Below are 21,911 nucleotides of genomic sequence, written 5' to 3'. Positions count from 1 at the left end.
TTGTAGGGATTTGCTGCGCCGGTGTCAAGGCACGGGGCCTGCATCGGCGCCTGCCCATCAAAAGGTAGAGTGGTAGATCAGGGTCAGTGCCAGTTTGCTGCCGAGGTAGGCCAGCAGCAGTGAGACGCTTCCGGTAAGGGTCCAGCGAACGGCGCGCTGACCTCGCCAGCCACGATAATGATGGCCCCACAGAAGAATGCCGAAAATGATCCATGCGGCAATCGACAGGACGGTCTTGTGGGCCAGGTGCTGGGCAAACAGATTATCCAGAAAGATAAAGCCGCTGATGATGGCACCGGTCAGGAAGACCATTCCCCAGCTGATAAGCTCGAACAGCAACCGCTCCATGCGTACCAGGGGAGGCAGCACCTGGATGATGCCCCGTAGATGATGATGCTTGAGCGCATGTTGCTGGAATGCCAGCAGAATGGAGACCACGGCCGCAATGCTCAGCAGTCCATAGGCCAGCATGGAGGTAGCAATGTGGATGATCAGGCCGGGGCTGAATCCGCTTTCCACGGTGTTGCCCGGCAGGCCGATAACGGCCGTGACAGAGACGGCGGCAATCGGAAACAGAATGGCCGAGGCAGCCAGGATGGGCTTGAAGAAGCTGACCACGATCAACAGGAGCGTAATGATCCAGCAGGCCAGCGATGCGCTTTCCGACAGGCCCAGGTTGAATCCCGTCGCCGCGTGAATGGTCAGGTAAACGATGACGCCGTGACACAGGGCTGCGGTGCCGCCCAGCCACTGTACCGGTGCCGGGCGAGGTTCAACTCGGCGCGCCAGGGCCATGGCCTGCCACAGACCGGCAGCGAGATACAGCAAGATGGCCGCGAAGGCAAAGGGCAGTGCCTGCATGAAGAGCGTCATCTCCTTGAATGGTCGTGCATGATTCGGGGTGGACTTGTTTTGACCACTATACCGTAAAGCTGTCTGTGGTGGCATCCGATGGCCTGGCCATGACGTCGCAGTCGGGTAAATTCGTTCGGTGCAGCGCCAACCCATGGAGGCACGGGCCTCTTGTGCGTATAATCCGTTGTCAAATGCCCATGACACCGCGCCCGGGAGGCTTCCCGTCAGGCGCCGTTTTGCCGGAGAGGCTTATGTTTGACAGTTTGACAGATCGCCTGTCGCACACGCTCAGGTCCATTTCCGGACAGGCGAAGCTGACTGAAGACAATATCAAGGACACGCTGCGAGAGGTGCGACGTGCGCTGCTGGAGGCGGATGTTGCCCTGCCGGTGGTCAAGGCGTTCATCGATCAGGTGCGTGAACGTGCCGTTGGCCAGGAAGTTTCCAAGAGCCTGTCGCCGGGCCAGCAGTTCGTCAAGATCGTTCAGCAGGAGCTGGAATCGATCATGGGCGAGGCCAATGTGCCACTGGATTTCGGACGCAGCGAGCCGGCGGTGATCCTGATGGCAGGCCTGCAGGGGGCGGGCAAGACCACCTCGGTTGCCAAGCTGGCCAAGTACCTGCGGGAACGCGAGAAGAAAAAGGTGCTGGTGGTATCGGCGGATGTCTATCGTCCTGCGGCGATCGATCAGCTTGAAATGCTGGCCTCCGAGGTGGGGGTCGAGTTCTTCCCGTCTCACAGCAGTCAGAAACCGGTGGATATCGCCAATGCGGCGATCAAGCATGCCGGCATCAAGTTTCATGATGTTGTGCTGGTGGATACGGCGGGCCGTCTTCACGTCGATGACGTGATGATGGGCGAAATTCAGGAGCTTCACCGCGCCCTGTCACCGCAGGAAACGCTGTTTGTCGTCGATGCCATGACCGGGCAGGATGCGGCGAATACGGCCAGGGCGTTCCATGAGGCGCTGCCGCTGACCGGTGTCATTCTGACCAAGGTCGACGGGGATGCCCGTGGCGGTGCGGCCCTGTCGGTGCGTCATATTACCGGCAAGCCGATCAAGTTTCTGGGCATGGGCGAGAAAACCGACGCCCTCGAGCCGTTCTACCCGGATCGTATTGCTTCGCGCATTCTGGGCATGGGCGATGTGCTCAGCCTGATCGAGGAGGCCGAGCGCAAGGTTGATCGTTCCAAGGCCGATCAGCTCAGCCGCAAGATCAAGAAAGGGCAGAGCTTTGATCTGGAAGATTTCCGCGACCAGCTTCAGCAGCTCAAGCAGATGGGCGGCATGGGCAACCTGCTGGACAAGCTGCCGGGGATGGGGCAGATGGCCGACATGGCCAAGGGGCAGGCCAGCGAGAAGGAGTTCGGCAAGCTCGAGTCGATGATCAACTCCATGACCCAGAAGGAGCGTCGCAAGCCGGAACTGATCAATGGGTCTCGCAAGCGTCGTATCTGCGCCGGGTCCGGAACCCAGGTGGCCGATCTCAATCGTCTTTTGAAGCAGCACAAGCAGATGCAGAAGATGATGAAGAAGATGGGCAAGAAGGGCGGCATGCAGAAGATGATGCGTGGCATGAGCTCCATGATGGGCGGTGGCGGCCCGGGCGGCCCGATGGGTGGCGGACCGGGTGGTTTTCCCGGGAGGTAGGCCTTCGGTCAGGGACAGGGTAAGTGGTTCCCAATCATTGAACTTTCCCGTAGAATACCGCGTCTTCAAACAAACGTGCCCGCATTATGCGGGCACGTGACTATTCACCCGGAGCTTGCCAAGGCTCTGATTGATACCAACCCAAAGGACATTAACGATGGTAACGATTCGTTTAGCCCGTGGTGGCGCCAAGAAGCGTCCGTTTTATCACGTAGCGGTCACCGACTCTCGTCGTGCCCGTGACGGCCGCTTTATCGAGCGCCTCGGCTTTTTCAACCCGGTTGCCCGCGGCCAGGAAGAGCGTCTGCGTCTTGACGTTGAGCGCGTTGAATTCTGGCAGAGCCAGGGTGCCCAGTTGACCGAACGCGTCAGCGAGCTGGTCAAGGAAGCACGCAAGGCCCAGGCTGTCGAGGCCTGAGACGATGGCTGACCCGATGACGTCCCGTACGCGTCCCTCGACGCAGGACAGTGTGCTGCTTGGTGCGCTGACCAGTCCTCATGGCGTCAAGGGTGGCTTGAAGGTGTATTCATACACCAATCCCATCGAGGGCATTTTCGGTTATCCCGAATGGCTTGTCGTGACTCAGGGCCAGACGCGCACCATGCGTGTGCTTCAGGGCCGCCCGCAGGGCAAGGGTCTCGTGGTGTTTCTCGAGGGTGTTGATTCGCGTGATGATGCCGAGGCACTCGCCGGCGCCGAAATCCGGTTACCGACCGAGCAGCTGGCTCCTCTGAATGCGAACGAGCTTTACTGGTATCAGCTTGAAGGTCTGCGCGTTGTCACCGTTGATGGCCAGACACTTGGACGGATCGATCACTTGTTCGAAACCGGCGCCAATGATGTCATGGTGGTCAAGGGGAGTGACGACAGTATCGACAGGCGCGAGCGATTGCTGCCGTATATCAGCAATGTTGTAACCGACGTTGATCTCGACCGCGGCGAACTGACCGTCGACTGGGATCCGGAGTTTTAACATGCGGTATGGCGTCGCTGGAAGGCAGAATATCCTGTGTGGGTAGGTGTGGTATCCCTGTTTCCCGAGATGTTTGACGCGCTTACGCGTTATGGCGTCACGGGACGGGCCGTGGAACGCGGGCTGATCGAGCTGGCTACCTGGAACCCGAGGGATTACGCCACGGACCGACATCGCACCGTGGACGACAGGCCCTATGGGGGCGGTCCTGGCATGCTGATGAAGGTGGATACCCTCCGCTCGGCCATACACGAGGCTCGGCGGGCAGCAGAACAGGTATCGAGCGAGGACGATCGTCCTGCCCGTGTGATCTATCTATCGCCCCAGGGGCGCCGGCTGGATCAGCAGGGGGTTCAGGCGCTTGCGCGTCACTCGAAACTGATTCTGGTGGCAGGACGGTATGAAGGTATCGATGAGCGAGTCATCGAGGCCGATATCGATGAAGAGTGGTCTGTAGGAGATTATGTGCTGAGCGGTGGTGAGCTGCCGGCCATGGTACTTCTCGACGCGGTGGCGCGACTGGTTCCCGGGGTGCTTGGGCATCAGGGCTCTGCCGAAGAGGACTCCTTCACCGATGGACTGCTGGATTGTCCGCACTATACCCGGCCGGAAGCCATTGATGGTCGGCAGGTGCCGGACGTGCTTCTCAGTGGCCATCACGGCGAAATCAGGCGCTGGCGGCTCAAGCAGTCGCTGGGTAGAACCTGGCTGAGACGGCCGGAATTGCTCGAAGGACGGACGCTCGACAAGGAGGAACATGATCTTCTTGAAGCGTTCAAAAAGGACTACGTCGCTCCCGGCGACGGCGGTGCATCCTCATAGTACCCGCAGTACGTGATTTGCGCGGTGCGAGTGTGGGCGGCAGATGCCTGACAGGATGCGTCATCCACAATGTGACTCCCGCGTTTTCGAGCGCCGGGATCAGCGTTCACCGCTTGAAGAGGGGTGAACACCAATGAATATCAGGAGTGTGTCATGAGTAGCAAGAACAAGGTGATCCAGGCAATCGAAAACGAGCAGATGAACAAGGAAATTCCTTCGTTCGGCCCGGGTGATACGGTTGTGGTGCAGGTCAAGGTTGTTGAAGGTACTCGCGAGCGTCTGCAGGCCTTTGAAGGTGTCGTCATCGGCAAGCGTAACCGCGGTCTGAACTCCGCTTTCACCGTGCGCAAGATTTCCCACGGTGTAGGCGTCGAGCGTACCTTCCAGACTTACAGCCCGCTGGTTGACAGCCTTGCCGTCAAACGTCGCGGTGACGTTCGTCAGGCCAAGCTGTATTACCTTCGTGAGCGTAGCGGCAAGTCTGCACGTATCAAGGAAAAGCTGTCCTGATCGCCACTCAAGGCGATGGGCTGCCCCAGGGGTAGCTCACAGCAGGCCCCGCTGGCATGATTGCCGCGGGGCCTTTTCATTTTCAGGGGAAATGACATGTCGCCATCCGGTGAACAGCTGGTGGATACCTTTCTGGATGCACTGTGGCTTGAGCGTGGTGCCAGCCCCCATACGCTGTCGGCCTATCGCACGGACCTGCGCCACTGGCTGCGCTTTGCTGAAGCGCATGGCGTTCGCCCGCTGACGGCGCAGCAGGGCGATGCCGAGGCCTTTTTCAGCGAGCGGGTGGCGGCCGGTTACAGCGACCGATCCAATGCTCGGCTTCTGTCGAGCCTGCGCCGGTTTTATCGCTGGAACGTGCGAGAGGCGATGATTATCCATGATCCGGTTGCTCGCATCAGCCTGCCGCGGGTCCGGCCGGATCTCCCGGGTACACTGGATGAGGCTGATGTTGATGCCCTTCTGGACGCGCCGGACACCGATACCGCGCTGGGGTTGCGGGACCGCGCGATGCTGGAAGTGCTTTATGCCTGCGGATTGCGTGTCAGCGAACTGGTTGGCCTGCGTGTCAGTGATGTCAATCCGCGTCAGGGGGTTGTGCGTGTGCTGGGCAAGGGGGATCGCGAGCGGCTGGTACCGATGGGCGAGACAGCGCTTGAGTGGCTGGACGTATACATGCGCAACGGCCGGCCACTGTTGATGGCATCCATTACGCGCGAGCCTTTGTTCCCGGGTCGGCGTGATGGCTTCATGACGCGGCAGACCTTCTGGCATCGTATCAAGCATCACGCTATGGTGGCCGGGGTTCACAAGCCCCTGTCGCCCCACACCCTGCGTCATGCCTTTGCGACCCATTTATTGAATCATGGGGCCAATCTGCGTGTCGTACAGGAGCTACTGGGTCACAGCGACTTGTCGACAACCCAGATTTATACCCACGTGGCGCAGGCTCGCCTTGAAGCACTGCATGCCATGCACCATCCAAGAGGTTGATGAATGTTAAGTCGAATATGTGCCGTTCTGGCGCTGGCCTCCTGTGCAAGTGTCCTTTCCAGCGCCGCCATGGCCGATGATCAGGCCCTGCTGGACAACCTGGTCGTCAATGGTCAGAAAATGCCGGTTCAATCCGTGGCCAGCACCCCGCTTCCGGGGATCAATGAAGTACACCTCGCGTCCGGAGAAACCTTCTATACCGATGACAAGGGGCGCTATCTGCTGGTGGGGGATCTCTACGAAAATACCGAGGGTGGGCTGGTCAATCTGTCCGAGCAGCAGCGCAATGAGAAGCGCAAGGCGCAGATGGATCAGGTCAGCGAGCAGGACATGGTGATCTTTCGGCCTGCCGGCAAGGTCAGGCACGTATTGACGGTATTTACGGACACGACCTGCCCGTATTGCCACAAGCTGCACGATGATGTGCCCGCCCTTAACAAGGCCGGTATCGAAGTGCGCTATCTGGCCTTTCCTCGCGCCGGAATGGGGTCCAGGGGAGCCGAGGAGCTGGCCGGCGTGTGGTGCAGCAAGAACCGCAGTGAGGCCATGACGGCGGCCATGAAAGGGGACGCCAAACGGGGACGTACTCGTTGTGACAGCACGGTAGCGGCACAGTATCAGCTGGGTCAGCAGATCGGGATTCAGGGGACTCCGGCCATTGTATTGCCGGATGGCCAGATGATTGCCGGCTATCTGCCGGCGCAGCGTTTGATTCAAATGCTCGAAAAGCGCTGAGCCTTTCAGCGGGCCCGGCATTCATTGCCGTGCCCAATGACGTTACACTTGGGCTCTTTTTTCGCAGATCGAGATGATCTTTATTCGACTTGGCTGGGTAGTGAAACCATGACAACGCTTGAACCGGTAAAGGTAGGTATCTGTGGGCTGGGTACCGTAGGTGGCGGCACCTTCAATGTTCTGACACGCAACGCTGACGATATCGCGCGTCGTGCCGGGCGTCCGATTGTCATCCAGCAGGTGGCTGCACGTCGTGACAACCCGGCCTGTGACCTGGCTGGTATCAACGTCACGAACGATATTTTCGAGGTGGTCAGAAACCCGGACATCGATGTCGTGGTCGAGCTGATCGGCGGCTATGACACCGCGCGTGAACTGGTACTTGAAGCCATCAGCAACGGCAAGCATGTAGTAACGGCCAACAAGGCCCTGATCGCCGTGCATGGTAACGAAATATTTCAGGCGGCGGCCGAGAAGGGTGTCATGGTTGCCTTCGAGGCGGCGGTTGCGGGCGGCATTCCGGTGATCAAGTCATTGCGCGAGGGCCTTGGCGGTAACCGTATCCAATGGCTGGCGGGCATCATCAACGGCACGGGCAACTACATCCTGACGCACATGCGTGATGAAGGACGTGACTTCAACGATGTGCTGGCGGAAGCTCAGGCGCTGGGATACGCGGAAGCAGATCCGACCTTTGATGTGGAAGGAATCGATGCGGCCCACAAGCTGACCATTCTGGCCTCGATCGCCTACGGCGTACCGCTGCAGTTCGAAAAGGCCTATACCGAAGGCATCAGCCGTATTACCTCGGAAGACATCGAGCAGGCCGATAACCTTGGTTATGTGATCAAGCATCTGGGCATTTCCTGCCGGACCGATGAGGGCATCGAGCTGCGTGTGCACCCGACGCTGATTCCAAAGCAGCGTCTGCTGGCTAATGTGCATGGCGTCAAGAATGCCATCGAGATCATGGGCGATGCCGTGGGCCCCACGCTGTATTACGGAGCGGGGGCCGGTGCTGAACCGACCGCGTCTGCCGTGGTGGCGGATCTTCTGGACGTGGCGCGTGACATGGTCACCGAGCACAAGTACCGCACGCCCTATCTGGCGTTCAGCGGGATCATCGAGCAGAGCGACCAGGCACCCCAGGTGCTGCCGATGGAAAACATCGTCACGGCTTATTACCTGCGCCTGATGGCGGTCGACCGGCCAGGCGTGCTGGCTCGCGTGGCGACGATTCTTTCAGAGCAGGGCATCAGCATTGAAGCCCTGACCCAGAAGGAAGCCACTGAAGGCGAGTTGGTGCCCATCATCATGCTGACCCACCGCACACGTGAATCCAGCATGAACGAGGCCATTCGCCAGCTGGAGTCCCTGGCGGACGTGGCCGGCTCCGTCACTCGTATTCGTGTTGAAAACCTCGACGATAACGCCTGAACAGGCTTGCCTTGTGCCGGGGTCGGCACATGATTCTGTGAGAAGAGCGATGCGCTATATCAGTACCCGGGGCGCTGCCCCGGAACTCGACTTTGAAGACGTGCTGTTGACCGGACTTGCCAGTGATGGCGGCCTGTACGTGCCGAAGACGCTACCCCGGTTCAGCCATGATGAGCTGGCCGACATGGCCGGAAAGCCCTACAGCGAAGTGGCCTTTCGGGTAATGAAGCCATTCGTGGGTGACAGCATCGATGATGCCACCTTCCGTGGCCTGATCGAAGACAGCTATGCCACCTTCAAGCACGATGCGGTCGTTCCGAGTGTTCAACTTGGACCAAACCACTATCTGCTGGAGCTGTTTCACGGGCCGACGCTGGCCTTCAAGGATGTTGCCCTGCAGCTGCTGGGTCGTCTGCTGGACCACTTCCTGACCCGGCGCAACGAGAAGGGCGTCATCATGGGGGCGACGTCCGGTGATACGGGGTCGGCCGCCATTGAAGGCTGTCGCCACAGTGATCACCTGGATATCTTTATCCTGCATCCCTATCAGCGGGTGTCGGAAGTCCAGCGTCGGCAGATGACGACCGTGCTGTCGGATAACGTGTTCAATGTAGCCATCGAAGGTAACTTCGATGATGCCCAGGCCATCGTCAAGGGCAGCTTTGCAGACCAGCAGTTTTTGAACGGTACGCGGTTGATTGCGGTCAACTCGATCAACTGGGCCCGGATCATGGCGCAGATCGTGTACTACGTGTATGCCGCCGTGAATCTGGGGGCGCCCCATCGTGAGGTCAGCTTCACGGTGCCCTCGGCCAATTTCGGTAACCTCTATGCCGGCTTTACTGCCAGCCAGATGGGGCTACCGGTCAGGCAGTTTGTCATTGCCACCAATGCCAATGACATCTTGCACCGCACGCTTGCCAGCAATGACTTTTCCAAAAAGGAGCTGCTGGCCACGCTGGCGCCGTCGATGGATATCGTGGTGTCGTCCAACTTCGAGCGGCTGCTGTTTGACGCCTATGATCGTGACGGTGACCAGGTCCGGGCATTGCTGGAGCAGTTTCAGCAGGAGCCTGCCGTACTCGCGGAGGCGCCACTGGCGCGACTGCGAGCGCAGTTTGCCAGTGCCAGCCTGAGCGATGACGGCATCATTGAGGTTATTAAGGATGCGTTCGCGCGGACCGGTGAGTTGCTGGACCCACATACCGCAACCGGGTTCTACGCCGCCGAGAAGGCTCGCGCTGACCAGACCACGCCAATGATCACCCTTGCAACCGCCCATCCGGCCAAGTTCGAGGATGCCATCGTCAAGGCCGGTTTTGATGGCGCGGCGCTGCCGCCATCCATGGCCGATCTGCTGGAGCGTGAAGAGCAGTATGCCGTGCTCCCGGCGGAGCTGTCCGCCGTTCAGGCCTATGTGGCAGAACACCGCCACTGACCTTTCCCGGCCGCCCGTCAGGGCGGCCTTTATCCCGTGTCTGATGTGATGCTGCCATGAGCGATGCACAAACGCCGGCGGTAACGCTGGCACGCCAACTTAAACGTCGAGCCTGCCATCCCGACCTGTATCAGCAGGCCTTGTCTGCCGGTCTTACCGAGCTTCAGGCTCGAGTGCTGGCGGGGCGATTGTCGTCGCCACGGGCGCCGATCGAGGCGCTGGTACGTCCTGGCCTCAAGTACATTCATCATCCTGAAAAACTGCGTGATGCACGTCTGGCTGCCGAGCGCATAGCACAGGCTGTCAGTGCCGGTGAGCATATCGGCATCCTGACCGATTATGATGTCGATGGTATTACTTCCCATGTCGTGATCCTGCGCACCCTGAACGAGCTGTTTGGTGTGCCACGCGAGCGGCTGCATAGCCTGATCGGGCATCGCATACATGACGGGTACGGCATCAGTCAGCCGCTGGTGGAAAGAACGCTGGCCCTGTCGCCTCGTCCAGGTCTGGTCATCAGCGCTGACTGCGGCTCTTCCGATGAGCCTCGCATTGCTCAACTGGCCAGGGCGGGTATCGATGTAGTTGTTACTGACCACCACGCACTGCCGGTGGAAGGGCCGCCGCCCTCGGCGCTGGCGGTAGTCAATCCCTCACGGTCCGACTGCAGTTACCCCGATGCCACCATTGCAGGCTGCATGGTCTCGTGGCTGCTGATGTCGCTGGCCCGGGCCGTGCTGATCGAGCAGGGCATTCTGGGCAGTGACACGCCCAAGCTGTCGCCCTGGCTTTCCTATGTGGCGCTGGGCACCGTGGCGGACTGCGTATCGCTGGGCGATAGTGCCATCAATCGTGCGGTGGTCACCCAGGGGCTTTCGCTGATCAACCGTATGGGTGCCCCGTGCTGGCGGATGATGGCCGAACGCCTCGGGGCTGACAGCACACCGTTTGATGCCGAAACCCTGGCATTTCAGATGGGGCCCCGCATCAATGCCCGTTCCCGGCTGGATGATCCCTACGCAGCGCTTCATTTCATGCTGGCTGACAACGATACGGTAGCCCGGCGCTATCTGGACCTGCTGGATCAGGACAATCAGGCTCGCAAGGCCATTGAACAGACCATGGTGGAAACGGCGCGTGCGCAGGTGCAACCGGCCCTGATGGCAGGTGCCCGTGTGCTGGTGACCTTCCTTGAGCAGGGGCATCCGGGGGTACAGGGCATCGTGGCTTCGCGACTGGTGCAGGCCTGGGGGCGACCGACCTTTGTGCTTACGCCGGCGGAGGAGGACGGCATGTTGACCGGCTCCGGCCGGTCAGTGGAAGGAGTGCATCTGCGCGATGCGCTGCAGCGGGCCTTTGCACTGGCGCCTGACGCACTGCCCCGGTTCGGTGGTCATGGCGGCGCGGCAGGCATCGGGCTTGCCCGTGAGCAGTTGGGTGCCTTTGAGACGGCGATTGCGCAGGCCATCGAGGAACAACTGGGGGAGCGCGAACTTTACCCGCTGCTTTTGACCGATGGTGAGCTGGATGCCTCATGCATGGGGCTTGCACTGCTGGATGAGCTGGAAGCCCTGGCGCCCTATGGACGTGAATTTGACCCGCCCCTGTTCGAGGGCGTCTTTCAGGTGGATATGGCGCGTCTGGTCGGCAGTGAAGGCAATCACCTGATGCTGACTCTGGAAGCCGGTCGACAGCTTACCAGGGCCATCTGGTTTCGGGCTGTTGATCCCGGCGACCCTTCGCCGGTCAGCGAGGGCGACCAGGTGCGTTGCGCCTTCAAGCTTTCCCGTAACCGTTATCGTGGGCGTGAAAGCCTGCAGTTGATGATCGAACACCTCGAACCGGCCTGATCTCGACAGGGGCGAGTCGGGGGATTACCTTTTGTTGGCGGCAGTGCCACAAGCGCTGTCCGCCTGCAGCCACCATTCATGTGGCATAACAACAAAAGGATGGTTCGATGATTGATTCCACGCTTCACCATCGTCCGTGGGAAGACGCGCTGGCGATTTTAATAGGCGTGAGCCTGACTTCACTGGGTATTCAGTTTTACAGCGATGCCCAGATTCTGATCGGTAGTACGGCAGGCCTGGCGCTGCTTGTCAGTTACATCACCGGGTGGGGATTCGGCCCGATCTTCTTCGTCGTCAATATTCCGTTTTACTGGCTGGCGTTCAGGCGCATGGGGCTGGCCTTTACCTTCAAGACCTTTATGGCGATCGGGTTGTTGTCGCTGTTTTCCATGTGGATGCCTGGCTGGATAGGGCTTTCGCACATTCATCCGCTATACGCTGCACTGGTGGGCGGTTGTCTGATTGGTCTGGGCATCCTGGCACTGTTTCGCCATCGGGGCAGTCTGGGGGGGATCAATATTCTGGCACTTTACCTTCAGGATCGGCATATCGCCCGGGCAGGGCATATCCAGTTGGTGATCGATATCAGCCTGATGGTGGCGGCGCTGTTTGTATTGCCGCTCGACAAGGTCGCTTATTCGGTGGTCGGGGCCGTAGTGCTTAATGCCATTGTGCTGATCAACCATCGCCCGGAACGCTATAGGGGCGAGAGCTGAGGGGGCTGGCTCAGTAATTGGGCCAGAGACCCGGCGTCACCAGCTCCAGCAAGTGGCCGTCAGGGTCGCGAAAATAAAGGCTTTCGCTGTTGCCCGGCCAGTGGGAGCGTCCCTCGATATCAATGTCATGGGCTGCCAGGTGGGCTTCCCAGGCCGGGAGATCGTCCTGGGCAATGGCTAGGCCCAGATGCGTTCTGCCGGTGCCATCGTGGGGCGGGATGGTCCCCATGTCATTCGGCAGATGGACGGTCTCCTCCGTCAGCCCCTGCTGAAACAGCAGCAGCATGGTGTTGCCCGTCGGGTAGCTGGTAAAGCGCTCATCGGCCCTGAAGGGCGTCAGCCCCATCACGGTTTCGAAAAAGGTTCGGGCGCTGGCCATGTCCCGGGTATAGAGCACGCTTTCCAGAACATGGCCAAGGGCGGGTGCGCGATGAGTCATGGCGATCGCCTCCTGCGGTCGGTTACAAGCAAGGCCGTGGTGAGCTGGTGGGCCATTACGGTCAGATGAATGCGACAGCGTTCAGGCAATGTCTAGAACGTGATGCGCTCATTGGCAATGTAGAAGATTTCACCACCCTCGACATGGGTATCACCATGGGGATTCAGCAGCAGCGTGGTGCCATCTTCCGGCATATAACCGATCAAAATGGCGTTGTGCTCTTCCTTCATGCGCTGGTACAGGTCGCCCAGTCGGCCTGTCATGGTGGTTGGCAGGTGGGTGCGATACTGGGTGGCCCCCTGATCCACGGCCAGCAGTTCGGTAATCACTGATGACGATCCCGGGTCCTGGGATGCCCTTACCAGCATCTCGACCGACATGGAGGAGGTGCACTCCAGCGCTGGTGCATACAGACGAGCCAGCCGCGCGGTTTCCGGGTCGTTGAAATGGGCAACCACGTGCCCCTGCGGTTCCAGGGCATGCACCGACAGGACAACGGCCAGGGTGACATCGTCATTGCCGGTATGAATCAGGATCCGCTCGGCTGTACTGACCCCGGCTCGCTCAAGCAGGGCTCTGGAGGTCAGCTGTTCGCCATGTACAAAGCCCGCCTTGCCCGGTAACGGGTTCTCGTCGAGGGTGTTGTCACACAGCACGATGGCCTCATCACTGGACGTATCGTCCTTCAGCAGCAGATCGATGATGCGCTCGCTGGTGGCCGGGTCCCAGCCGATCAGTACCGTATGCGCTTCGCGGTGCGCATAGCTGTGTTTTCCCTTCATGCCTTTTCTCCACAGAGCAACAAACAGGTTGGTAAGCTTGCCGATCACCACGGTCAACAGCGTAATGCCGCCCAGCATCAGCCACAGGGCGGTAAACAGCCGGCCGCCTTCGGTGACCGGCAGCAGATCGCCATAGCCGACCGTCAGCGTAGTGGTCAGGTAAAAATACAGATAGGTCATCGGCGCCAGCAGCGCCTTTTCATCGAAGAACACTAGGCCTTCATAGCCCACGGCACAGTGAATGATCACGCCCAGCAGCAGGCTGCCCCAGCTGAAACGATAAACCAGTAACTGGGAATACTTTCGAATCAGGGCAAGAAAGGGCATGGCAGAAGGGCGTTCCTGTGTCGAGGGGTGGCCGGGCATCATCGGAGATGGAATGCCCGGTGAGTATACTCATCCGGGCAGGACAGGTCAGGCCATGTGCCGGTTTTACAGAACCACTCAGCGCTTGAAGCGGCCCCAGAACCAGCCAATGATCAGCGCCACGACAAACAGCCCGATCAGGTTGATGATCATGTCCATTCACGCCTCCCCGGTGGTTGAAGGATGAAAATGCCGCAGCCTGCTGGCATTGGCCACGACCGTCACCGAAGACAGTGACATGGCCAGCGCTGCCGCCATGGGCGAAAGCAGCTGATGAGTCAACGGGTACAGTACGCCAGCGGCCAACGGAATCCCCAGTGCATTATAGCCAAACGCGCCCCACAGGTTTTGCCGGATATTGGTGAGCGTGGCACGGCTCAGAGCGATGGCATCCACCACGCCGTGCAGACTGTCCCGCATCAGGGTGATTCCGGCTGACTGCAGTGCGACATCCGTACCGGTACCGACAGCAAATCCGACATCGGCCAGCGCCAGCGCGGGGGCATCGTTGATGCCATCACCGACCATGCCGACCACGGCCCTTTTATTCTGGTGGTCGCGCACTGCCTGTTGCTTGTCTTCCGGACGGCAGTCCCCCCGGTAATCATCAATGCCCAGCTCTGCGGCGACGGCGGCGGCCGTGGTCGCGTTATCGCCGGTCAGCATGACCAGGTGCAGTCCTTCGGCCTTGAGGCGCTGCACGGCGGACAGTGCATCATCGCGCAGCGGGTCGCGGATGGCATACAGCGCCATCAGCTGCCGGCCTCGGGCGAGGTACAGTACCGTAGGGGCACCAGACGCCCAGTCTGCCAGCGGGGCATCGGCCGCGGAAAGATCCACCTGATGCTCGGTCATCAGGGTGCGGTTGCCGATGCGCCACCATTGCTGCTGTGCATCACGCCCTTCCATGCCCCGCGCTGTCATCGAGCGCACGTCGGTCAAGGGCGCCGCCTGACAGGAAGACATGCCGTCCATGGCCAGCAATGCACCGGCGAGCGGGTGTTCGGAGCGCTGCTCCAGTGCCTTGACGACTGGTGACATGGTCGCTGCTTCTGTCTCTGACGCATGCCACTGGTGCTGCACCGTAGGCGTGCCACAGGTCAGTGTGCCTGTCTTGTCGATGATCAGGGTGGTCAGCCGACTGGCTGTCTGCAGTGCATCACCATCGCGGATAAGTACCCCCAGTCCGGCGCCCTTGCCGACCCCGATCATGACCGACAGCGGCGTGGCAAGGCCCAGGGCGCAGGGGCAGGCAATGATCAGCACCGACGTGGCTACGATCAGCATGTGCATGATGCGTGGGTCAGGCCCCAGGTTGAACCACACCAGCGCGGCGATCACGGCAATGATCATGACCGCCGGGACGAAGACTGCAGCCACCCGGTCGGCCAGCCGGCTGATGGGGGGCCGTGAATTCTGGGCATCGCGTACCTGGTGGATGATGCGAGCCAGGGTGGTGTCCTGACCGACGCTGGTGGCGGTATAGACCAGCGTGCCCTGATCATTGACGGTGCCGGCACTGAGGGTGTCGCCGGGCCGTTTGATGACGGGCATAGGCTCACCGGTCAGCATGGATTCATCGACCCGGCTTTCGCCTTCCTCGACCGTGCCGTCGACGGGAATCCGCTCGCCGGGTCGAACCCGCAGCTGGTCACCGCGCTGCACGTCCTCGACATCGACATCCTCGTCCTGTCCGTCGGTAATACGCCGCGCCGTCGGAGGGCGCAGATCGAGCAGGGCCCGCAGGGCCTCGGACGTGCGCCCTCGTGAGCGTACCTCGAGTGCCTGGCCTGCACTGATCAGGCCGATGATCATCAGTGGCGCTTCAAAATAGAGGTGTTTGGCCATGACAGGGAACAGGGCCGGGGCCAGCACCACGGCCATCGAATAGATCCATGCGGCCAGACTGCCCAGGGCGACCAGCAGATCCATGTTGGCCTGGTGGTGACGTACTGCCTTGAAGGCCGCACTGAAGAAGCCGCGCCCGGCGGTGACCATGACGCCCAGTACCAGGACGCCGACGCCCAGCCAGACCAGACGTTCGGAGCCTGCCAGATGCGGGTGATGGAAAAACATCAATCCCATCAGCAACGCGCCGGGTACCAGCGCGAGGGCACTGTCACGGCACTTGCGGCGCCATTCCCGTTTGGCGTTGTCGCGCTGGGTGGCGTCCAGCGCCTCGGCATTCTCGACCGCACTGGCGCCATAACCGGCCTGTTCGATGGCAGCAATCAGGGCTTTGGCATCCACTCGGCCTTTCACCCGGGCACTGCGGCTGGCGAAGTTGACGCTGGCCTGATCAACGCCGGGCGTATGCTCCAGTACGGTCTGGATGGTGGCGACGCAGCCGGCGCAGGTGATGCCGCTCAGGGCCAGTTCGATGGTTTTTATCCGACCGGTCGGCGCCTGGTCAGTCGAGAGCGTTTCTGCAGGTGCCGGAGAACACTCACCCTCGGTTGCGCTCTCCGTCTCCTTCATCGGGGTGGCGGAGGGGGGGAATCCTGCCTCCTTCAGAAGGTTGTCCAGTGCGTCATCGCCCAGCGTGGTCTGAACCTGCAGGGCCTTGTTGGACGGGTCACCTCCCACCTGTGCATGCGGATCCACCTCGGCAATGGCCCGGCGCATGTTTGACACGCAGCCCTGACAGGACATGGCGCTGATATGGCGGTACCGGGTCGCCGGTATGGCCGTAAAGCCGACAGCACCAATGGCATCGATGACGGTATCGGCGCGCTGGTCAGTCACCATGATCAGCGATGTACGATCAATGGTGATGTCGGCATCGGCGTCCAGCGCTTCCAGCGCCCTGCGGGTCTTGTTGACACAGCCACCACAGGACAGGCCGTCCAGGCTCAGGTGCAGCGCTGCGGGGTGTTCGGTCGGCATGAGTTACTCCTTGTCCGCGCCTGGCTGTTCGATAGTGGCTGCCGGGGGCTCCCAGTGTTCGATAAGACGGCACAGGGTGTGTCCGTCCGGGGCGGCATCCGGCATGGCAGACCAGGTTGCCAGCGCCTGCTCCATGCGATCGGCCAGCTGCTGAAGCTGATGAATTTCCTCACGTATTTGCGGAAGCCGCGCAGCGAGCAGGTCTCGCACCATCGGGCAGGGCGAATCGCCGTGCTCGGTATGGGCCAGGATGTCGCGAATCTCACGAAGACTGAAGCCCAGCGTACGCGCCTGCTGAATGAAGCGCAGCCGACGCAGGGCCTGCTCATCATAAAGCTGATAGCCATTATGCGGGTTTCGGTTAGAGCTTATTAAGCCTTCTCGGGTATAGTGCCGTACGGTTTCGGCCGTCACGCCGGCGGCGCTGGCCAGTTCGCTGACTTTTCTCATGGGGGCCTCACTGTCTGTCATGACCTGCAGTGTAAAACCCTGGTGTAACACAAGGGTCAAGCGATGTGAGCAGAGGGCTTCCGGCTCTCTTTAACAGCCCCGACCTTGGTCGTGCGGCCAAGGTCGGGATTGACCAGTGAGTCAGGTTCTTACACAACGGTAAGGGTGAAGGGGATCAAACGATCGTTTGACTCCAGGTTGCCACCTCATATGGCAGGGGATACAACAATGACTAAAACATGGGTACGTTTGAGCGCCGGCGTGGCGGGTGTCGGATTGTGCTGGCCGGCAATGGCTGGCGGGTTTCTGCTCAATGAACAGGATGTGGCTACGCAGGGCACCAGCTTTGCCGGTCGTGCATCCACACCACAAAATGCCGCGACGGTGTTCAACAACCCGGCCGGCATGTCATTTCTGAATCAGGCGCAACTGACCGTGGGTACGGTCTATCTGGCGCTTTCAAGCGATATCGATACGCAGCAGTCCACACAGCCGAGCCTGGCCGGCAGTGTACCGACATCCGGTGAAAACGACGGAGACATGATCCCCGGAAAGGCGATCCCCTTCGGTTATGTGGTGGTGCCTCTGGATGAGCAGTGGACCTTCGGGTTTGGTGCCTATGTCCCCTATGGGTTGATCACGGATTACAGCAGCAGCTTCAAGGGGCGTTTCTTCGGCGACTACAGCGACGTGGAGGTCTTTACTGCGCAGCCTACCCTGTCCTATCGCTTCAATGACCAGTGGTCCGTGGGGCTGGGTGTCACCTACAACCGGATCAAGGGAGAGCTGGGCTCTGCCACACCTGATCCGACCGTGGGAGTTCTGGGTGAAGGGGATGTGAACGTCAAGGGCGACGACGAAGCCTGGGGCTACAACCTGGGGGTCATGTTCAGGCCGCAGCCCGGTACGACCCTGGGGCTGGCCTACCGCTCAAAGGTGGATTACACCCTCAAGGGCGATGTGACCTTCGACAATGTCGTGACCATCGCGCCGGGCGCCTCGGTGGATAGTGATGCGTCACTGGACATCACCCTGCCTGAAACCATCGAATTTGCCGTGACCCAGGTCCTGGATGAACGCTGGACGCTGATGGCAGGGGCTGCCTGGACGCACTGGAGTCGGTTCGACGAGTTGAATGTTGAAAATGGCATCAGTGACATCAACGAGCAGGAAAACTGGAAGGATACCTGGATGTACTCCGTGGGGGCCAGCTATCAGTTGACGCCTGCGTGGGTGCTGCGCGGCGGGGTAGCCTTTGACGAGTCGCCCATGGACGGTGGCAACCGTTCGCCACGTGTGCCCACCGGAGATCGCTGGATCTATTCCGTGGGCGCGGGCTGGCAGCCGTCCGAGACACTCACCGTTGATGTGTCCTATACCTACTTCAACGAAAACAAGGCCTCTGTCGACATGCAGGATGCTTCACGGGGTACCTACAAGGCAGACTATGACAGCGATGGTCACGGATTTGGTACGCAGGTGACCTGGCGCTTCTGAACCCTGGCGAGTGTGCAGGGAAGCGCCCGGCCGGAGGCCGGGCGTTTTCATGAGCGCTCGAGCAGTTCCGGGTGTTGGTCGAGCAGCGTATTGGCCTGATCGATCAATCCGTTCATGTAGCGCATCAAGGCCTCGTAGGGGGCGGGCTCGGCCAGATCCACGCCGGCATCCCTGATCAGCTGATAGCCGCTGTCGGCCCCGCCACGTTTCAGTAGTGTCAGGTAGTCGGCACGGGCTGCCGGATCACCGGAGGCCAGACGGTCGGCAAGGGCGCGCGCTGCTGTCACCGAGGTCGCGTACTGATAGACGTAGAAGTTGTAATAGAAGTGGGGAACATACGCCCACTCGATGTTATAAGCCGGCTTGATTTCCATCACGCCCTTGTCCACACCGTAGTACTTGTGCAGCAACTCACCGTACATTCGGCTGAGGCGCTGGCCCGATAATGATCCTCCCTGTTCCACCACGTCATGAATCTCGCGTTCGAATTCGGCGAACTGGGTCTGGCGAAAGAAGGTGGCACGGAGTGATTCCAGAGCCTGGCCGATGTAGAACAATTTGTTTTCAGGCGTGGTGGCCGTAGCCATCATGTGATCTGACAGCAGCATTTCATTGACCGTCGAGGCAACCTCGGCGGTGAAAATGGAGTAGTCCGCCGTGGCCCAGGGTTGTGCTTCGGTGGCCAGCATCGAGTGAACCCCATGGCCCCATTCGTGGGCATAGGTCGATACGTCACCGAACCTGCCGTTGAAGTTCATGAGCACGTAGGGGTGCACGTCATAGGCAGCGCCATTCATGTAGGCACCGGAGCGCTTGCCCTTGCTCGGGTATGGGCTGGTCCAGTTGGCATGCAGGGCCTTGTCCAGCAGGGCCTGGTAATGTTCCCCCAGGGGGCGAGTTGCCTCCATGGTCAGCTGGCGAGCCTGGTCGAGTGTAAACTCCGGTGCCTTCTGGATCAGCGGCGGATAGATGTCGTAGTAATGCAGGGTCGTGACGCCCAGCAACCGCTGACGCAGGCGCAGGTAGCGCTGCAGGGTATCCAGGTGAGCATTGGCGGAATGCACCAGCTGGTCGTAGACCGCAACAGGTATGTCATTGCTGTCCAGCGCCGCGGACAGGGCACTGTCGTAATGGTGCAGGCGTGCCGAGGTCACATGAGCGGTCACGTCGTGGTCGAGCAGGGAGCCGAAGGTATCAGCATACTGGTGAAAGGTGGCCCAGAACGTATCAAAGACCTGCTCGCGCGCGTCGCGCTCATCGACCTTGCGCCAATGGGCGTATCCTGACGGGTCCAGGGTGCGTGATACCCCGTCAATGGTGATGGCGGGCCAGGGAATGTCGGCATTGGCCAGCAGGGCATAACTGTTTTCAGTCGAGGTTACCGGCGCCATGGCCGCCAGAGCCGATTCGGTGTCGGCGCTCAGGATATGCGGAGCACGCTCGGCCAGTCGTGTCAGAAAATAGCGGTAATCGGACAATGCCGGCAGTTTGGCCCATCGGGCCAGCTCATCCGGTGTCATGGCCGCCAGTTCCGGGGTGACATAGCCGGTAACGCTATTGAGCCGTGCCTGCAGTCGGGTGGTCTGCGCTGCCCGTTCCCGCTTCTTGCTACTGTTCAGGTCCTCATCGGCATCCAGGCCCGCGTACACACTCAGGCGCGCCGTGGTCTTCTCGATGCGGCCGATGGCATCCAGCGCGCTGGCCAGTGCTTCGGGTGATTGGCTCAGGGTGCCCTTGAAACGCGTGAGCCGATCAATGTCGTCGCGGGTACGGTCAAGGGTCTGCTGCCAGGCCGTCACGGAAGGATAGAGGTCGGCAAGTGCCCAGTGAGGTCTCGGTGGGGTATCTTCTGCCAGTGCCATCTGCAGGGGTGCGAGATTCAATCCAGACAGCAGGGCGGTCGCCAGACAGGGGCGGAGCGTACGTCGTAACATCGTCACCTCATCACAAAAGGGCTGCCGACTCCGGAGGCCGGTGGATAGAGCAGTGTAGTGTGCTCACGTGTGTTCCATGAAGCAGACAGGCCATGTTAAAGGTTGAGCAGGGATGTCATGTTTTAAATAAATGACCAATTTGTTTTATTCAAAGGGCTTCAACGGTAAATTGGCTCTGTATTGTAAAATAAAATCAACGTCACGGTTTCGAGGATTCTCATGTCCGCCTCAACGACAACTGATCATGTGGCCTCATGGTATGCAGCCAGTGCCCATGAAAGCCCCCATCGCCCGGCGCTGCAGGCGCACATCGACTGCGACGTCTGCGTCGTGGGTGCCGGATTTACCGGCATTTCGGCGGCACTGCATCTGGCAGAGCAGGGATATCGGGTGGTCGTCCTTGAGGCGGCGCGGGTTGGCTTTGGGGCTTCAGGTCGCAATGGCGGTCAGATCGTTAACAGCTACAGCCGTGACATGGATGTCATCGAGGCGAAGTATGGTGGTACAACAGCTCGCGCTCTTGGCGATATGGCATTTGAAGGTAACCGCATTATCCGTGAGCGTATCGCCCGCTACGGCATTGAATGCGATCTCAGGGAAGGTAACCTTTTTGCGGCCTGCAATGTTCGCCAGTTCGAGGGGCTCAAGGAGCACAAGGCGCTTTGGGAGCGGTATGGCCATCAGCAGCTTGAACTGCTGGACGACACCGAGACGCGCCGTGAGACCGGATCTGATCGCTATACCGGCGCACTGCTGGATCACTCCGGTGGACACCTTCACCCCCTGAATCTGGTGCTGGGGCAGGCAGCGGCCCTTGAAGGGCTGGGCGGGCAGATATTCGAGCACTCTCCGGTCGAGCGTATCGATTACGACACACCGTGCGTCCATACCGCTCAGGGCCAGGTGCGGGCCACCCGCGTTGTGCTGGCTGGCAATGCCTACATGACCGGGCTGCTGCCGAGCCTTGAAAACAAGTCCATGCCGGCCAGTACCCAGATCATTACCACCGCGCCGCTGACCGATGAGCAACGGCGCCAGTTGCTGCCCAATGATCGGGCCGTCGAGGACTGTAACTACCTGCTGGATTATTATCGGCTTACCGCCGATGGCCGGTTGCTGTACGGCGGTGGGGTCAGTTACGGCGGCCAGGACCCCAGAAGCATTGAAGCCGCGATTCGTCCCAAGCTCGAAAAGACCTTTCCCTGGCTCAAGGGGGTGGCCGTCGAATATGCCTGGAGCGGTACCTTTCTTTTGACCCTGAACCGGTTGCCTCAGTTTGGACGGATCAATGAGGGCGTGTACTACGCCCAGGGGTATTCCGGCCATGGCGTGACCTGCTCCCACCTGGCCGGACGGCTGGTGGCGGAAGTCATTCATGGCGAGAGCGGTCGCTTTGATGCCTTTGCCGGCCTGAAGCATCAGGTGTTTCCCGGCGGGCGTGCACTGAGCGTACCGCTGACCACGCTGGGTGCGTGGTATTACCAGTTGAGGGATCGGCTTGGCTGGTAATGCGCTGACATGACCATGTGCGAAAAGGGCCCCGTCGGGGCCCTTTTTCGGTGCAGCGTCAATGCA

19 protein-coding genes are annotated in these 21,911 nt (G+C 60.3%); 13 read left to right on the top strand and 6 right to left on the bottom strand.

What is annotated here, in order from left to right; genetic code table 11:
• Window positions 1-57: 57 nt before the first annotated feature.
• Complete coding sequence (locus OQ287_RS12375; RefSeq protein ID WP_250938834.1) at window positions 58-861, bottom strand: cytochrome C assembly family protein; 804 nt, start codon at window positions 859-861, stop codon at window positions 58-60.
• A 245-nt stretch (window positions 862-1,106) separates the two neighbouring features.
• On the opposite strand from OQ287_RS12375, the gene ffh reads away from it, so the two are divergent.
• The 11 genes from ffh to OQ287_RS12320 all read left to right on the top strand — a co-directional run bounded on the left by ffh (window position 1,107) and on the right by OQ287_RS12320 (window position 11,982).
• Complete coding sequence (gene ffh, locus OQ287_RS12370) at window positions 1,107-2,507, top strand: signal recognition particle protein (protein WP_250938835.1); 1,401 nt, start codon at window positions 1,107-1,109, stop codon at window positions 2,505-2,507.
• A gap of 157 nt (window positions 2,508-2,664) precedes the next feature.
• Complete coding sequence (gene rpsP, locus OQ287_RS12365) at window positions 2,665-2,925, top strand: 30S ribosomal protein S16 (RefSeq protein ID WP_250938836.1); 261 nt, start codon at window positions 2,665-2,667, stop codon at window positions 2,923-2,925.
• A gap of 16 nt (window positions 2,926-2,941) precedes the next feature.
• Window positions 2,942-3,481: a ribosome maturation factor RimM gene (gene rimM, locus OQ287_RS12360; protein WP_265896637.1), complete on the top strand. Its 540-nt coding sequence runs from the start codon at window positions 2,942-2,944 to the stop codon at window positions 3,479-3,481.
• Window positions 3,482-3,517: 36 nt separating this feature from the next.
• On the top strand, window positions 3,518-4,303 hold the full coding sequence (trmD, locus tag OQ287_RS12355; protein WP_250938838.1) for a tRNA (guanosine(37)-N1)-methyltransferase TrmD: 786 nt from the start codon (window positions 3,518-3,520) through the stop codon (window positions 4,301-4,303).
• A 153-nt stretch (window positions 4,304-4,456) separates the two neighbouring features.
• Window positions 4,457-4,813 (top strand): 50S ribosomal protein L19, encoded by a 357-nt coding sequence (gene rplS, locus OQ287_RS12350; protein WP_250938839.1) that lies wholly within the window; start codon window positions 4,457-4,459, stop codon window positions 4,811-4,813.
• 96 nt (window positions 4,814-4,909) lie between these two features.
• The gene (gene xerD, locus OQ287_RS12345) at window positions 4,910-5,806 is read left to right on the top strand and encodes a site-specific tyrosine recombinase XerD (RefSeq protein WP_265896636.1); all 897 of its coding nucleotides are present in this window, start codon (window positions 4,910-4,912) and stop codon (window positions 5,804-5,806) included.
• 3 nt (window positions 5,807-5,809) lie between these two features.
• Window positions 5,810-6,541, top strand: coding sequence for a DsbC family protein (locus tag OQ287_RS12340; RefSeq protein ID WP_250938843.1), 732 nt, complete (start codon window positions 5,810-5,812; stop codon window positions 6,539-6,541).
• 108 nt (window positions 6,542-6,649) lie between these two features.
• A complete protein-coding gene (locus OQ287_RS12335) occupies window positions 6,650-7,978 on the top strand; it encodes a homoserine dehydrogenase (protein ID WP_250938845.1) in 1,329 nt (442 codons plus the stop codon).
• Window positions 7,979-8,027: 49 nt separating this feature from the next.
• On the top strand, window positions 8,028-9,416 hold the full coding sequence (gene thrC, locus OQ287_RS12330; protein ID WP_250938847.1) for a threonine synthase: 1,389 nt from the start codon (window positions 8,028-8,030) through the stop codon (window positions 9,414-9,416).
• Window positions 9,417-9,472: 56 nt separating this feature from the next.
• Entirely contained in the window at window positions 9,473-11,266 is a 1,794-nt protein-coding gene (recJ, locus tag OQ287_RS12325; protein ID WP_265896635.1) for a single-stranded-DNA-specific exonuclease RecJ, read from the top strand.
• 107 nt (window positions 11,267-11,373) lie between these two features.
• Complete coding sequence (locus OQ287_RS12320) at window positions 11,374-11,982, top strand: YitT family protein (protein ID WP_250938849.1); 609 nt, start codon at window positions 11,374-11,376, stop codon at window positions 11,980-11,982.
• Between the two features lie 10 nt (window positions 11,983-11,992).
• Here the strand turns inward: OQ287_RS12320 and OQ287_RS12315 are convergent, their stop codons facing one another.
• From OQ287_RS12315 to OQ287_RS12300, 4 genes are all read right to left on the bottom strand, one after another.
• Entirely contained in the window at window positions 11,993-12,421 is a 429-nt protein-coding gene (locus tag OQ287_RS12315) for a VOC family protein (RefSeq protein WP_265896634.1), read from the bottom strand.
• A 92-nt stretch (window positions 12,422-12,513) separates the two neighbouring features.
• Window positions 12,514-13,530 carry an ion channel gene (locus tag OQ287_RS12310; protein ID WP_265896633.1) on the bottom strand — a complete coding sequence of 339 codons (1,017 nt, stop codon included), beginning with the start codon at window positions 13,528-13,530 and terminating at the stop codon, window positions 12,514-12,516.
• Between the two features lie 198 nt (window positions 13,531-13,728).
• On the bottom strand, window positions 13,729-16,455 hold the full coding sequence (locus OQ287_RS12305; protein WP_265896631.1) for a heavy metal translocating P-type ATPase: 2,727 nt from the start codon (window positions 16,453-16,455) through the stop codon (window positions 13,729-13,731).
• Between the two features lie 3 nt (window positions 16,456-16,458).
• Complete coding sequence (locus tag OQ287_RS12300; RefSeq protein ID WP_250938853.1) at window positions 16,459-16,905, bottom strand: MerR family transcriptional regulator; 447 nt, start codon at window positions 16,903-16,905, stop codon at window positions 16,459-16,461.
• 228 nt (window positions 16,906-17,133) lie between these two features.
• Between OQ287_RS12300 and OQ287_RS12295 the strand changes: the two genes are divergently transcribed.
• The gene (locus OQ287_RS12295) at window positions 17,134-18,402 is read left to right on the top strand and encodes an OmpP1/FadL family transporter (protein ID WP_265896630.1); all 1,269 of its coding nucleotides are present in this window, start codon (window positions 17,134-17,136) and stop codon (window positions 18,400-18,402) included.
• Window positions 18,403-18,449: 47 nt separating this feature from the next.
• On the opposite strand, the gene pepF is transcribed toward OQ287_RS12295, so the two are convergent.
• Window positions 18,450-20,336, bottom strand: coding sequence for an oligoendopeptidase F (gene pepF / locus OQ287_RS12290; RefSeq protein ID WP_265896629.1), 1,887 nt, complete (start codon window positions 20,334-20,336; stop codon window positions 18,450-18,452).
• Window positions 20,337-20,555: 219 nt separating this feature from the next.
• Here pepF and OQ287_RS12285 point away from each other — a divergent pair, with 219 nt between their 5' ends.
• Entirely contained in the window at window positions 20,556-21,845 is a 1,290-nt protein-coding gene (locus OQ287_RS12285) for an NAD(P)/FAD-dependent oxidoreductase (RefSeq protein ID WP_265896628.1), read from the top strand.
• Window positions 21,846-21,911: the final 66 nt, after the last annotated feature.

This window comes from Larsenimonas rhizosphaerae, assembly GCF_026240105.1.
Lineage (GTDB): Bacteria > Pseudomonadota > Gammaproteobacteria > Pseudomonadales > Halomonadaceae > Larsenimonas > Larsenimonas rhizosphaerae.
The sequence above is the reverse complement of the archived record's forward strand: the minus strand, read 5'-3'. Positions and strand labels throughout refer to the sequence as shown.